Raw genomic sequence first — 12,941 nt, 5'->3', positions numbered from 1 at the left:
TAAAAAGTTCCCGCCGGCCGGTTTTTTTTTTTGCGGGGGGGGGTTGAAAAATTTTATGGGCACTATAAACCGTTGTTTTTATTCCCCCCGGCGCCCGGGGGTGTGGGGGCTGGCGGCGTCGATGAACACCTTTATTCGCCGAGCTTGGATAGCGGCATCCCTATCACGCTGAGAGCCTGTTATGCTGGTCCAGCGTTTGATGGCAGTCTTGATCCATGCGAGCAGCTTGTGAGGGATGCAACCGAACGAGGCGCTGCTCCCACAGTCGTCGCAGGCCCTCCATCACAGCGTCACGCTTAGCCTGATCCGGCGCAATTGTATTGAGGAGATCTCCCAACATGGCTTCGCCCTCAATCCGCATCAGCAGATTAAACAAGTCGTGTGAAATTCGTACACTGTCACTGCTGAAGTGGGTCGTGCTGATCTCGCAGTGAGTCTCCCGACGATCTGGCGCTTTGTAAGCGCGGGTTTGATGGAGGGACACATAGGGCGGCAACGAAACCCCAAGCGCAGTCCAATCCTGCAGCGTTGCAGCCCGCTTTTTTACCAGGAAGGGCCCGACCACAAGTCCATCCAGCTCTGTCGTCAGAAAGGTGGCAATCGCGTCTGCAACCGAATCCACGATCGGTTCGGCATTGTTGTTAAAGGACGTATTGAGCAGAATTGGAGTGCCTGTGCGCTTCTTGAACGCATTGATGACCTCCCAGTACGCGGGATTGGCGTTGCGCGATACTGTTTGCAGGCGAGCGGTACCGTCGACGTGCGTGATGGCACCGAGCAAGGCGCGCTTTGAGTCACGCACGCGAACGACGAAATTCATGAATGGAAATTCGTGCCTACCGTCCGGGAGGTCGAAAAATTCGCTCGCATCCTCCTCCAGCACAGATGGCGCGAAGGGCCGATAGCCTTCGCGCTTCTTGACCATCGCATTGATCCGGTCCTTGTTTGCGGCCGGCCGAGGGTCGGCAAGAATGCTGCGGTTGCCCAGCGCACGTGGCCCAAACTCCGAACGACCCTGCACCCAGCCGATCACGGCGCCGTTGGCGATCCAGTCGGCTGCACTGCTTGCCACGTCATCAGAGCGTTCAACCTCGAGATGTCCGGCCCATGCATTCAGTTCCTGTTGCACGGCGCGCTCGCTCCCGAGATCAGGACCCCAATAGACCTCCTGCAGTCGCTCACACGGCGCGGGGCGGCCCATCTCGTTAGAGACTATCAGCGCAGCTCCCAATGCGCAGCCAGCGTCGTGAGACGCGGGTTGCACGAAAATGTCTTCGAAAAGCCCTGAATACAGCAGCTTACCGTTCATCGTGCAGTTGTGGGCCACCCCCCCCGCCAGGCACAACCGCTTCATGCCGGTGGCCTCACGGTGATGCCGGAGAATGTGGAACACGATACGCTCAAGCGCTTCCTGCAGTGACGCACTCACATCTCGATGCTGCTGGGTGAAGGGCATTCCCTTTCGCCTGACCTCGATATTGCGGAGCAACGCCGGACCGATGCGGTCGAGGTGAACACGGTAGCCACCGCCGTTGGCGGAGAGCTCGTAGAACTGCTCGAAGAGCTCGCGATAGGGAGCGGGGTCGCCGTAGGGCGCGAGTCCCATTACCTTATACTCGTCGAACAAGCCGTAGCCGAGATAGCGGATCGTCTCGAGATAAAACAGCCCAAGAGAATTGTTCTCGGGGAAAGCCTCGAGTTGCGTAATTTCTGTGCCAGACCCTACCGCCAAGAGGCCCGACAGGAAATCACCAGAGCCATCAATCGCTAGAATGAGACTTTGTTCGAAGCCCGACATTGCAAAGGCGCTCACGGCGTGCGCCTGATGATGACTTACGAATGAAATACGCGAACTGTCCAACTTAGTGCCGAACTCACGCGTTAACAGATCCTGCACCAACGTTTTAGCATCCAACGGAATGGAGAGAATGTCCGGGTGGGATGCGGACATACCTTCAAGCATGGCGTTGGCATAGGGCTCGCTGGCGTAGAGCGCGACACGATCAATGTCGTTGAGCTGAACCCCCGCCGCTGACAGACAGTATTGAATCGAACGAATTGGGAGCTTGTTGGAGTGTTTCATCCGATTGAGGCGTTCCTCTTCGACGGCTGCTATCACCCGTCCGTCTCGGACGAGCACCGCGGCGCCATCGTGCATAAAGGCGTTCCGAAGCTCGAATCGGTTTTCATGGACTTGGTCAAGTCCGCCGCTAATTCCTAGACACAGCATTTCTTTCTCCACATAGTGACGGGCAAGCCAAATTGGCCTGCCTCAGACCGTTTCCAACTAAATAGGCCGCGTTGTCGCTTGCAGCTGCAACCGCCTGTCAGGCATCACCGGCATCAAAGAACGCCTCATAAGGGTCCGCCTGAATCAACATGAGATGCTTCGATCGTGGCGCCTGCCGTTCCATGACGCCGAGAGCTTGGCTGGATCATCGAATCTTGAGCGGCTGCTGACTTGCATGCCGGCGATGCCGTTTTCATCTGCAGCACGAACTTGTGACGCGGGCTGCCTATATCCTTGCGAAGGGGCGGCTGTTGACGAATAATGCCGCGCCGTGAACTGGCCCGATTTCATTCCCCGAAAGACCGTCGCACAGGCGAGTGACATGTGCTGCACTGTCCGCCTGCTTCCCGGTCGCACATCCGATAACGCCTTCGCTTGTGCAGGAGGCCGCATCGCGTCATTCGTCGGCCAAACATGGCACCGACTGGAAGCCCGGCAATACCGCGTAGATGTAAAGTGCGCTGATGTTGTATGGTAGCGCTGCCGGCCGGGTCTCCAATCCGCTGCCCAAACGAGCGGACTGCCTGCGGCAAAAAGCCCGCCACAAGCAGAATCGCGCTGGGCAGCTGGCTCGCCTGCAAGACTTCGCAGCTCAGGAACATTGGGGACGACTAGCGTCGAACCGCCGACATGATCGGCCAGTTGCAACTCACTTCTCGGCACGACCTCCACTGCACGTCAGGGCGCATGGAAGATTTTCTCCTTTGGATGGGTGATCGGTGCGGACGTGCTTTTGTCCATGCAAGATTTCCGAAGAGTTATGAAATCGTTTGTTTCGATCAAAGTCATCCACGCTATGAATAGCTGCCGGACATGCGCTTCAAAGGGGCTTCAGGCTTCCCGGATGGCTACTCCGATTCGAAGCGCGTGGCATTCCATGCGCTCTATGACAACATTTTTCAGCAAAGGGTATGAGAGCAAACCCACACTTCTTTTTCAGAAGTCGCTTCGAAGCAGCCGAGGCCTTGATGGGCTTCTTCACCAAGTTCGGCGATGGTGCCGCAGACATTCTTCCTCTTTCCGGGCTGAACAAGCGCAGAGTTCGCGCCTTGGCAGTGTATCTGGGCGCTCCGTCTGATCTTGTTGAAAAGATCCCGACCGCCGACCTGGAGAACCTCGTCCCGGTCTCACATACGATGAGATTGACGACTTCCTCGAAGGCCAAGAGATCAACGAAGCGGCGCACAGGCGTATACTTCATGCGCATTCCAGCACAGCCCATAAGCGAGCGCTTCCCGTCACAACGATTGCCATGACGGGTTCGATATTTAGGCATCGGCAATAGCGTCTCAACATACACGATCGATGGGCTTGCCGCAGTTAGGCAGCTAGCGGCCTGAATTACCGCTGGAGCGAAGCGCTGCTCTTTCAGCCCGCATGCGGTCATGAGGTTGACAGTGTCGGCACGTATCGCCGAGGCCGGCACGCGAACTCATTCTCCCTGAATGCCTGCTCTATCGATCTTCCGCAGCGTACCCACTTGACCGGTCGCTTCGACATTCCAAGCACCCGGATTGTAGCCGATCCTTGCCGCTCTCCTTCGGCCGGTCGCAATGCTAGACGTGCGGCCGTTACGCGATGCAGAGCTGGTTGTCAGATGCGTGATGCGAAATGTGAGATGCAGCTCCAGTTTTGGCGATGGCAGGCTCGCCGCATTGTTGATAATATCCGCACAAAACAGGCGCGCAAATGACATCGGATTCAGAGAAGGCTGAGACGGTCGAGCAGTTGCTTGATACACCTGACCTTGCAACCGCACTGGAAAGCGAACAGTTCAAGAAATTCCTCGACCAGGTGCCGATCGCCATAGCCGTTTCGGACCTTGCCGGTGAAGAGCGCGTGGTCTACGCCAATCCGGAATTCGAGAAACTGTCAGGCCTGACAGCCGCCAGGCTCACCCAAGAAAACTGGGTGGCCCTTTTAGGCACGGGCCTCCATCAGCAAAAGGACAGGCCGCTAGCCGAGGCCGTGGTCGAGGGAACCGATTTGGTCGGCACCTTCAAGCTGGAGCGCGGAGAGGACAAACCCGCGATCGTCGACGTTTATTCGAACGTGATCGAAGACGACAACGGCAAGGTGTGCTTCCGACTGGTGGCCCTGGTCGACGTATCCGCCCATGGCGAGGCGGGAGATGAGCGCTCGGCGGAGGAGCGTGTTAGCGAGAAAGACACGCTGCTGCGCGAACTGCAGCACCGGGTGAAGAACAACCTGCAGATGATCACCGCGCTGATCCGGCTGGAAAGCCGCAACGCGACCGAGGCCGACCGGAGACGGTTTGAGCGGCTCGCCGGTCGCGTCGACGCTCTGGCGATCCTCTACCAGACGCTAACTGCCGACGAGCCGAAGGAGGAGGTCGACCTTGGTGTGTATCTCAGCCAGATCGCGTCCGCGGTCATGAGCTCGCATGCGGTCGAGGGAATCCGGCTGGATATGAAGGTGGATACATATCCCGTGTCAATAAACGTCGCCATGCCGGCCGGGCTGGTCGTAAACGAATTGCTGACCAATTCACTAAAGCATGCGTTCTGGGGCCGCGATGGCGGCACGATAACACTGCACAGCGTCGTCGATGGCGACGGCTGCCGGGTTATAGTGGCGGACGACGGAATCGGCCTGCCGGAAGGCGAGGTGTGGCCCAAACCAGGCAAGCTCGGAGCGCTGATCGCGCGATCGCTGACCGAGAACGCCAAGGCGCAGCTAGCCGTCGAGTCCAGCGCCAACAAAGGGACGAAGGTGACCATCGTTTTCAAGCGGTCGGCGGCAGCAAGCTGAACGGTTGCTGTCGACTAGCAGGCTGGCGGCTGGCTTCATGTCGCGGCTTTGAGCAGGTGGCTGCAAATAGGCTAGGTCGCCCTTCACGGCCTGCTTCACATGGTCGAGGTCTTCCATTATGCTCCAGGCTTGCTGCTTCTGACTTCGGCGGCCAGTCCATCCCCACCTAGCGGAAGGCACTCCCGCCTGATTACGTTGCGGCTTGAGTCTTGACGGCGGGGGCACCTGACGCCTTCGCGCTCATCACGCGCGGGCCGGCAATTCAGCAGCGAGTCATCGCTTGGCCAATCTTGCCGAGGACGAAGGTCTAACCTACAAATAAAATTGGTCCGACTGTTCGTGGCCGGAGGTAACCGCGAATTTGCGCTATCGGGACAGGAGAGCAGTGCTGTAGGCAAACCGCGATGCGTGCATTCGTTCGATTGGTTCTACGATTATCCTGACGCCTGGGGTGACCAGTTGCACCAGTATTTCCTACTACGCGCAATCTTTGCAGGGTCATGTGCAGATCATCGCGGCCCGCCAAGACATCGGAAAACTGATCGACGATCCTTCAACCCCTGAGATATTGCGCGCCCGAATGGCATCGGCGGCCGCCATATAATAGTTTGCGGCAAAGACGGCCGCGATCGAACGGCTGAGGACGCGCTCGCCAACAGATTGCGCGACAGACGATGGGGTGGATACCGCGGATACGACGCCTGGTTCGATGCTCCGATCAACAACGCGAAGCTCGCCGCGACTTCCGTCTACAGCGATTCGGTTCAAAGGCTTGGCGCGTTGGACAAAGCTCGCCGCGCCGAAGCGCGATGCATAGAAGCCGGGATAGTCGCCCGAACACAAGTCGAACAAGCGGAGTGGTCGACCGTTTCGTCCTCCCCGGGGACGAGCCGGTTGCTCTGGCCTGGGGCGACCTGATGGGTCTTGCGGAGCACCGTCTCCAGCATGGCGATCAGGTCTTCGGGAAGTATGGCCTCATTCTGCACAGACGGTTTTGCGTGGCTGTTACGGATGCCGGCGGGCACGGTGGCGATATGGCGGTCCTTTCGATCGAGCGGCTCGCCACACTGCGTACGTAGAGGCCGACGGTCTGCGGATCAGGCGGCAACACCTCGAGGTGCTGCCGGCGCGCCCAGGCGCAAAAAATCCGCTCTCGACCGAGCGGCGTCAGACCGGTATTCTTATGGATGTTCATCCGGTCCCCCTGGAGTCACTGAAGCTTCGACAATCTCAGCTTTCCCGGTTCGGACCGGATGGACAACCTACTGAAAGCTCACAACTAGCTACCAATGCGATCAGCTTTCGGGCTATCGGGCGCATCCAGGGAGGATGGGTATGTTCTTGGCTAACGGGCTCAAGCTGCGGGACCGCGGGTGCACGCTGGCACTGATGTTGGCGATCATATGTGTATGTGCGCCTGCACTGGCGGCAAACGCGTCAGATCAGGCGTGCCGGTCCATCGCCAAGCTCAAAATTCCAAGCGTGATCTTTACCGAGGCTAGCCTTCAAAAGCCGCAGGAGATCCCCGCAGATCCCTTCACTGCATTCACCGGCGCCTCGCCTCAGGCGGTAAAAGTGGGCGGGCACTGCCTTGTCCGAGGTGTTATCGGGAAACGCCAGGGGGTCGATGGTCAATCATATGGCACCCGGTTTGAGGTGCGTCTTCCGACGACCTGGAACGACATGTTCCTTTTCCAGGGCGGCGGCGCAGTTGATGGCTTCCTGGCGCCGGCCGTCGGGACCATTCCTTGCCGGAACTCGACCGCGGCTCCCGGGCTCTTGCGCGGCTACGCTGTTGTAAGCATGGATGGCGGGCACCCAAGCCCCGATCCGGCTTTCGGGGTCGATCAAGCCGCACGCATTGATTTTGCGTACGCCTCCATTGGCAAAGTCACTTCGGTCTCGAAGCAGGTGATTGCCAAGTTCTATGGGGCGGCTCCGAAAAAGTCGGTGTTCATGGGATGCTCGAATGGCGGTCGTGAGGCGTTGATAGCGGCTCAGCGATATCCGCTCGAGTTCGACGGCATTGTTGCAGGTAGCCCGGGTTTTCGTCTCAGTGCCGCCAACATTGCCGAAGCCTGGGATACTCGCCAGTACATGAGCATCGCTCCCAAGGATGAGGCCGGCCATCCCATTCTATCCCGCGCCTTCTCCCAGCAGGATCTGAACATCGTCGCCAAGGCGGTTCTCGCTGCCTGTGATGCCCGCGATGGCATTGAGGATGGCGTCATCAACGCCTGGCAGCAGTGCCGGTTCGACCCAAAGGTCCTGTCCTGCCAAGGCGATAAGACGGACAGCTGCCTCACGGCTGGTCAAGTGCAGGCCATGAGCCGCGCGTTCGCGGGTCCGGAAAGCTCCGATGGCGAAAAGCTTTACAGCGATTGGCCATATGATACGGGCGTTGCGGGCGCGGACTGGAGAATGTGGAAGCTGGGCAATTCCCCCACTTCCCAGTCGGATGCAAATAACATCGTTCTGGGAGCCCGCTCGCTTCAATACTACTTCATGACGCCCCCGGCGCCGAATTTTGACCCCCTGAAGTTCGACTTCGACAAGGATCCGGCACGCGTTGCGGATACGGCCAAGCTCAATGATGCGACCGGCACGTATCTCGCCAGCTTCGCTGCCCACGGTGGAAAGCTGCTCTTGTTTCAGGGACTTTCCGATCCAGTCTTCTCAGCCAACGATCTGGTGCGCTGGTACAAGCAAGTCGTCGAGGTCACAAGCGGCGGCGATTTGGAAGCGACTCGCCGTTTCGTGCGCATGTTCATAATCCCGGGGATGACCCACTGCGGCGATGGCCAAGCCTTCGACGACTTTGATCCTTTGGCCGCCATCGAGGGCTGGATAAACCAAGACAAGGCTCCGGATTCTCTCGCGGCTGGCAGCAAGGCATTCCCCGGCAAGCACCAGCCGATCTGCGCTTATCCCACTCAAGCTGCCTATGGGGGTAAGGGAAATCCCGATGAGATCGCGAGCTATTCGTGTCGGGGATAAGAGACCTCGTCATTTGTTCGCTTCAATCTGCGCGCATTCCCGGAACAGGTCTCCCGGACCAAGGATCGGTTGGAAAAGCTAAACCCGGAATTTGTGGGCCGTGCCATAACGCAGTTGATGATCATGCCTGACTACGAAGCGTCGGCCGCCGATAGTCTGGACACAGCGCTCGCTGTGCTCGATGAGGTAATTGTTATCGCCTGAGATCTGACCGCCTCATCCCAGCGGACAAAACGGGGGCATCAGAGCCCGGACGCCTTGGTGAGATTTACGCGGAAACGATCGCGCCGGCGCTGATAATTTCGCGTCATCTCCGCGGAGGCATGGCCGAGCTGTTTTTGCACATAGCGTTCGTCGACCTCGGCCGACGAGGCGAGGCCGGCGCGCAGTGAGTGGCCGGCGAATTTCTTGGCCCGTTCGCCCTCCGACAGATCGCCGCGCACGCCGGCGGCGAGCGCCGTGCGCTTGACCAGGCGTGCGACCTCCTGGTCGTTCAAGCGATCGGCACCGACGGCTCTGCCTTGACCAGCAACGCGCCGAAACAGCGGTGCGTGCGCAATGCGGGCCAGTCTTAGCCAGGTCTGCAGAGCGACCACAGGGCAGGTGGCGTCGGAGGAGCCGCGGCCGATTTCGACCTCGCGCCAGCCGGTTTTGCCGCGCAATGTGACAAGCAGACCCTTATCGGCAAAAATCTCGACCCAGCTGCGCCCGTCCTCGGTCTGATCCCTGCCGACGTCGAGGCCGACGATTTCGGATCGGCGAAGGCCGCCGGCGAAACCCAAAAGCAGCATGGCGCGGTCGCGCAGACCACGCAGCGTGCCGCGGTCGAGGGTCTCGAACATGCGATCAGATCCTCGGGCAGGATCGCTTCCTTCTGCCGGGGAGGGGAGGCGTGGGTGTTGCGAACGCCAGCCATCACCGTGGCGATATGCCGGTCCTTGCGGTCCAGCGGCTGGCCGCGCTGGGCAAAATTCCAGGAGAGCGACGAAAGCCGGCGCTCGATGGTTGAAACGGTGTTGGGCTTTTTGTCGCCAGTGGCCGTACCTGACGCGCAGGCGGCGATATAGAGCCCGACGACCTGAGGATCGGGCGGGAACATCTCGATGCCTTGGCGCCGGCACCAGCTCGAAAAATGCTTCCAGTCGGCTGCGTAGGCGCGGCGCGTGTTGGCCGAACTCGCCGCCTCGATATAATCGCGCGCGCGGCCGGCGAGCGCCTCAAGCTGCGCAGGCAGGCTGGGATTGGCAATGGCTGGAAGGGGAGGGGACGAGGCTAGGTCGGCATCGCCCATCTGCATGACGATATCGATGATGTCGGGCAAAGCCGCGGCGCTTTGTGTGTGAAGCTTGTCCGAAATTCGTAGCATATTTCGGACATCTTGACCGTCACTTCGTCCGAAATCGGACCACAGATTTCGGACAAAGCCCCGGCATCAACCCGCCAATATCTCGATCTGCCGTCGCCGCTGCAAACGTCGCCTGTGAGAGGCGAGCCGCCTCTAAACTGGTCGTATATCCCGATTAATAATAAGAATGTAGTCAACTTCCATATTTTAGAGGGCACGCATGCTGCCACTCAACCGGCCTGATCATCACACAAAGTGAGGAAGAACCTGGTTAGGTGCAAAGCGACAATTGCCTCGACAGCGGGTCCCGGACGGTTTATGCTGCCCAATCTTACCGCAATCCGAAATGGCGATTGAGTACCTTCACGAGTGAAGGGATTCCCGCGGTCTTAGAGATGAGTTGTCGAATGGCGCGAAGTCGCACAGAATCGCGAAGTCGCACAGAATCGTGTGTTTGATACCGATCAGGATCGCGAGCTATTTCAGGCGCAGAGAGGTCTTGCGCCCGATGCACGAGTTGCTCCCGGTCCAACGGAAGTGAATGGGGTGGAACTGCTTTGTCGACCAAATTGTTGACGGAACGTCCGGCGCCCATTGTTGCTACATGTCTGGATTCTTGGGGCGTTTTGGATGATGCAATCCACCATCTCACTCCAAAGGGCAGTGGAATCTGGAACAATGTCGCTTTTGTACGCAGGACATCCTTCGCGCCCGATTGGCATATTGTCTTTAACTCTGCTTCTATTTTTGGGCTCCCTGTTGATATCGAGGCGAGTCCAAACAGGACAATTTTTGCAATCGGCGAACCGCCGACGAAAGCTCATCGCGCATTTCATGAAGGGCAGGGGAAAAATACCATCGTCCTGACGTCTGACGCAGAGCTGGCTGCTCGGCAGAATGCAGAGCGCCGATTCGTTTTGTCTCCACCTATCACTCGGTCTTGGTCTGTAACAAAGACATATGACCAACTTCTGGTCAGCGAAGTCGTGGACAAGCCGCTTCGGCTCTCATGGATTACCAGTAACATCGCCCTGCTTAAAGGGCATCGATATCGGCTGGCGTTTCTGGAACGGCTGAGAGAGGAGCTCGATTTTGACCTGTTCGGCCGAGGTTTTCGGCTGATTGGAGATAAATGGGACGCACTCGCACCGTACCGTTACAGTATAGCTTTCGAGAATACTCGTGCTGATTACTATTTTACAGAGAAGCTTATGGACTGCTTCGTTGCTGAAACAATGCCGATCTATTACGGCAGCCCGGCAATCACGAGGTTCTTCCCTTCCGACTCAATGGTTCTGATTGACCCAGAGGACAAGAACGTAATCCAAAAAATTCAAGAAATCATCGACTCGGACCTCTGGAAGGAGCGTCGCGGCGCAATACAAGAGGCGAAGCGGTTGGTTCTTGAGAAATACAATACGTTTGCTTATCTCGCGGGCTTCATCGAAAGCGTTCACGATAAACCCTTACCGCCGGAAGTTATACACATCGGTTCGCCTGCGGTCGATTTTGGGAGAGACGAATGAAGTACTCCAACGCTCGCTTCGCGTGCCCGGCGGTTGGTGGTCTGGCGAGATCGGTACGGAGCGCTCGGCGGAGAATGCCTACCTGCGCAGACGGGCCGGCACGGGCGCACGAGGTCATGCGCCCCCGGCTGCCGCTGATCAGACGAACTGGGGAAGGCCAGGAACGGAATTGAGGACCTCGTCCACGAGTTCGTCGCCGGCATGTTCCTTGGCGAAGGCGATCGTCTCGTTGGCGATGGCGGCGATCTTTAGAATGCTGAGACCCTCACTCATCAATTGCTGGCCGAGCCCCATGAGGCCGCCTCCGCCCTCTGGGTCGTTGCCATGATACTTCGCCACTAATTCCGAAGCTCCGGGAATGGCCGCGATCATGCGCGCAACGGGACCGTCGGCCGCGTGGCGTTGCAGGAAACCCAGCATTAACCCAACGGCCTTCTCTGCGAGAGCCGGGCCGATGCCGGCACCAGTGGCGATGCGCGATAAGAATTCTTCCATGGCAGGGTTCGTCTCTCTTTAATGAGGTTTACACGGGGCCGGTCCGGCGCCCAAAGCGCCCTTGGCCGAACCACAATTGAACTCCACAAAAATAGGCCGGCGGAAGTGCTATTGCAACTGCGCGTAAAACCGCCTCTGTCAACGCAAGCTGCGTCGGACGTGCGTATTCGCAAAAACGGGACAGTCGTTCCGCTAAATCGCGGACAGCAGTTTCACTAATTCGCGGACAGCAGGATGGGGTCGGCGCTCGGTTGCCTGGTTGAAGTCATTTGCGATTGATTTCGCCGTTTTCGGCGCCGGTCAAGGGCGGCGGTGTTTTTTGCTTTCTCATGCTGTCGCCTTCGAGGGTGATGCGATGGGCGTTGTGGATGATCCGGTCGAGAATGGCGTCGGCTATTGTCGGCTCCGCGAATGCTCATGATGCACCTTTCCTTGATCGCCTGGTCCGTTGCAGTCGGCGTTGAAGTTGATCGATCTGGTCGCTGGAAAGCTTTCCGCTTGGCCGCGGGCGTCACCATTTCTTTCCCACAAGATCCTTCAACGCGGCATTGTCGAGCATGGCGTCGGCCAGAAGCCGCTTCAGCCGCGTGTTCTCGTCCTCCAGAGCCTTCAGTCGCCGAGCCTCGGAGACATCCATCCCGCCGAAGCGGGCCTTCCAGTTGTAAATCGAGGCGTCGCTGACCCCGTGCTTGCGGCACAGATCGGCAACCGATACCCCGGCCTCATGTTCCTTCAAAATTCCGATGATCTGCTTCTGTATTCGGTGTCCCCCAGTCAAGATGTGACGTTCGATGCAGGTTCTTTGCTTCTGTTCGCGGTCGGCACGCAGCCGCCGGCATGATGGTGTCCGTGGGTCCGATCGGTTCAAAGCTCTTCAGCGTGCTCGGGAACCGGCAACGACAGATCATGCGAACTCGTCCGGACCGCGCCCTGCATCGAGCGCTCGCTATTCCGTGGACAGTTCAGCCTAAGCTGCTGACCAACGGAAATCCTGTTCGTCAACCCACATGCGGTGAAGGGTGACTGCCATTCGTCTGGCCAGGGCGACCTTCGCACGTCGAACACCCTGTCGATTGGCAATCTTCATTGCCCAAGCCTTCATGCTCGACCATCGGGTCTTCGGGCGCAGGATGACGTTGGCCGCCTCGAACAAGGCCGTTCGCGTCTCACTGTCACCCACTTTTGTGATGCGACCGACCCTGTCGACTTCTCCTGACTGGTATCTTCGTGGTGTGAGGCCGAGATACGCACCGACCGACCTGGATCGGCGGAAGCGCTTGGGATCATCGATCGTTGCCTTGTAGGTGAGCGCGGTGACGGGTCCTATGCCAGGCATGGTCATGAGGCGACGGCAGATGGGATCCACTCGAACCGCTCTCAGGATGAACCGGTGCAGATCCGCCAGATTCTCGCGCAGACACCTGTGCATCCGCAAGAGCGGTTCAAAGATACCCAGCAACAGCCGATCCGCTCCGACCAGCTGTCGAACCCTTGCCTCGAAACGAACGCGCGTGAC

At 58.5% G+C, this 12,941-nt stretch carries 8 protein-coding genes and 5 pseudogenes; 6 read left to right on the top strand and 7 right to left on the bottom strand.

What is annotated here, in order from left to right:
- Positions 1–163 precede the first annotated feature (163 nt).
- Positions 164–2,230 (bottom strand): carbamoyltransferase family protein, encoded by a 2,067-nt coding sequence (locus NKH63_RS30720; RefSeq protein WP_352920361.1) that lies wholly within the window; start codon positions 2,228–2,230, stop codon positions 164–166.
- A gap of 1,013 nt (positions 2,231–3,243) precedes the next feature.
- Here NKH63_RS30720 and nadE point away from each other — a divergent pair.
- From nadE to NKH63_RS30700, 4 genes and pseudogenes are all read left to right on the top strand, one after another.
- Positions 3,244–3,575: pseudogene (gene nadE, locus NKH63_RS30715) on the top strand (NAD(+) synthase); the annotation flags it as partial.
- A 404-nt stretch (positions 3,576–3,979) separates the two neighbouring features.
- Entirely contained in the window at positions 3,980–5,062 is a 1,083-nt protein-coding gene (locus NKH63_RS30710) for a sensor histidine kinase (RefSeq protein WP_352920358.1), read from the top strand.
- A 451-nt stretch (positions 5,063–5,513) separates the two neighbouring features.
- Complete coding sequence (locus tag NKH63_RS30705; RefSeq protein ID WP_352453905.1) at positions 5,514–5,666, top strand: aminopeptidase; 153 nt, start codon at positions 5,514–5,516, stop codon at positions 5,664–5,666.
- A gap of 56 nt (positions 5,667–5,722) precedes the next feature.
- Positions 5,723–5,980 carry an aminopeptidase gene (locus NKH63_RS30700; protein ID WP_352453904.1) on the top strand — a complete coding sequence of 86 codons (258 nt, stop codon included), beginning with the start codon at positions 5,723–5,725 and terminating at the stop codon, positions 5,978–5,980.
- Positions 5,981–5,982: 2 nt separating this feature from the next.
- On the opposite strand, the pseudogene NKH63_RS30695 reads toward NKH63_RS30700, so the two are convergent.
- Positions 5,983–6,206, bottom strand: a pseudogene (locus NKH63_RS30695) (integrase); the annotation flags it as partial.
- Between the two features lie 191 nt (positions 6,207–6,397).
- On the opposite strand from NKH63_RS30695, the gene NKH63_RS30690 reads away from it, so the two are divergent.
- Complete coding sequence (locus NKH63_RS30690) at positions 6,398–8,059, top strand: tannase/feruloyl esterase family alpha/beta hydrolase (RefSeq protein WP_352493621.1); 1,662 nt, start codon at positions 6,398–6,400, stop codon at positions 8,057–8,059.
- A 242-nt stretch (positions 8,060–8,301) separates the two neighbouring features.
- Here the strand turns inward: NKH63_RS30690 and NKH63_RS30685 are convergent.
- A pseudogene (locus tag NKH63_RS30685) lies at positions 8,302–9,425 on the bottom strand (site-specific integrase).
- 536 nt (positions 9,426–9,961) lie between these two features.
- Between NKH63_RS30685 and NKH63_RS30680 the strand changes: the two are divergent.
- Entirely contained in the window at positions 9,962–10,930 is a 969-nt protein-coding gene (locus NKH63_RS30680; RefSeq protein WP_352493678.1) for a glycosyltransferase family 10 domain-containing protein, read from the top strand.
- A 138-nt stretch (positions 10,931–11,068) separates the two neighbouring features.
- Here the strand turns inward: NKH63_RS30680 and NKH63_RS30675 are convergent, their stop codons facing one another.
- The 4 genes and pseudogenes from NKH63_RS30675 to NKH63_RS30660 all read right to left on the bottom strand — a co-directional run.
- Complete coding sequence (locus tag NKH63_RS30675) at positions 11,069–11,425, bottom strand: hypothetical protein (protein ID WP_352453730.1); 357 nt, start codon at positions 11,423–11,425, stop codon at positions 11,069–11,071.
- A gap of 265 nt (positions 11,426–11,690) precedes the next feature.
- A pseudogene (locus NKH63_RS30670) lies at positions 11,691–11,828 on the bottom strand (ATP-binding protein); the annotation flags it as partial.
- A gap of 85 nt (positions 11,829–11,913) precedes the next feature.
- Positions 11,914–12,203: pseudogene (locus tag NKH63_RS30665) on the bottom strand (transposase); the annotation flags it as partial.
- Positions 12,204–12,392: 189 nt separating this feature from the next.
- The coding region (locus NKH63_RS30660) for a transposase (protein WP_352920356.1) at positions 12,393–12,941 on the bottom strand (549 nt) is incomplete at its 5' end.

This window comes from Mesorhizobium sp. M0960 (genome assembly GCF_040319055.1).
Lineage (GTDB): Bacteria > Pseudomonadota > Alphaproteobacteria > Rhizobiales > Rhizobiaceae > Mesorhizobium.
The sequence above is the reverse complement of the archived record's forward strand: the minus strand, read 5'-3'. Positions and strand labels throughout refer to the sequence as shown.

Bases quoted from the DNA above. Each gene is read 5' to 3' on its own strand.
- NKH63_RS30720 (WP_352920361.1), bottom strand. From the start codon at position 2,230: ATGCTGTGTCTAGGAATTAGCGGCGGACTTGACCAAGTCCATGAAAAC.
- NKH63_RS30710 (WP_352920358.1), top strand. From the start codon at position 3,980: ATGACATCGGATTCAGAGAAGGCTGAGACGGTCGAGCAGTTGCTTGAT.
- NKH63_RS30690 (WP_352493621.1), top strand. From the start codon at position 6,398: ATGTTCTTGGCTAACGGGCTCAAGCTGCGGGACCGCGGGTGCACGCTG.
- NKH63_RS30675 (WP_352453730.1), bottom strand. From the start codon at position 11,425: ATGGAAGAATTCTTATCGCGCATCGCCACTGGTGCCGGCATCGGCCCG.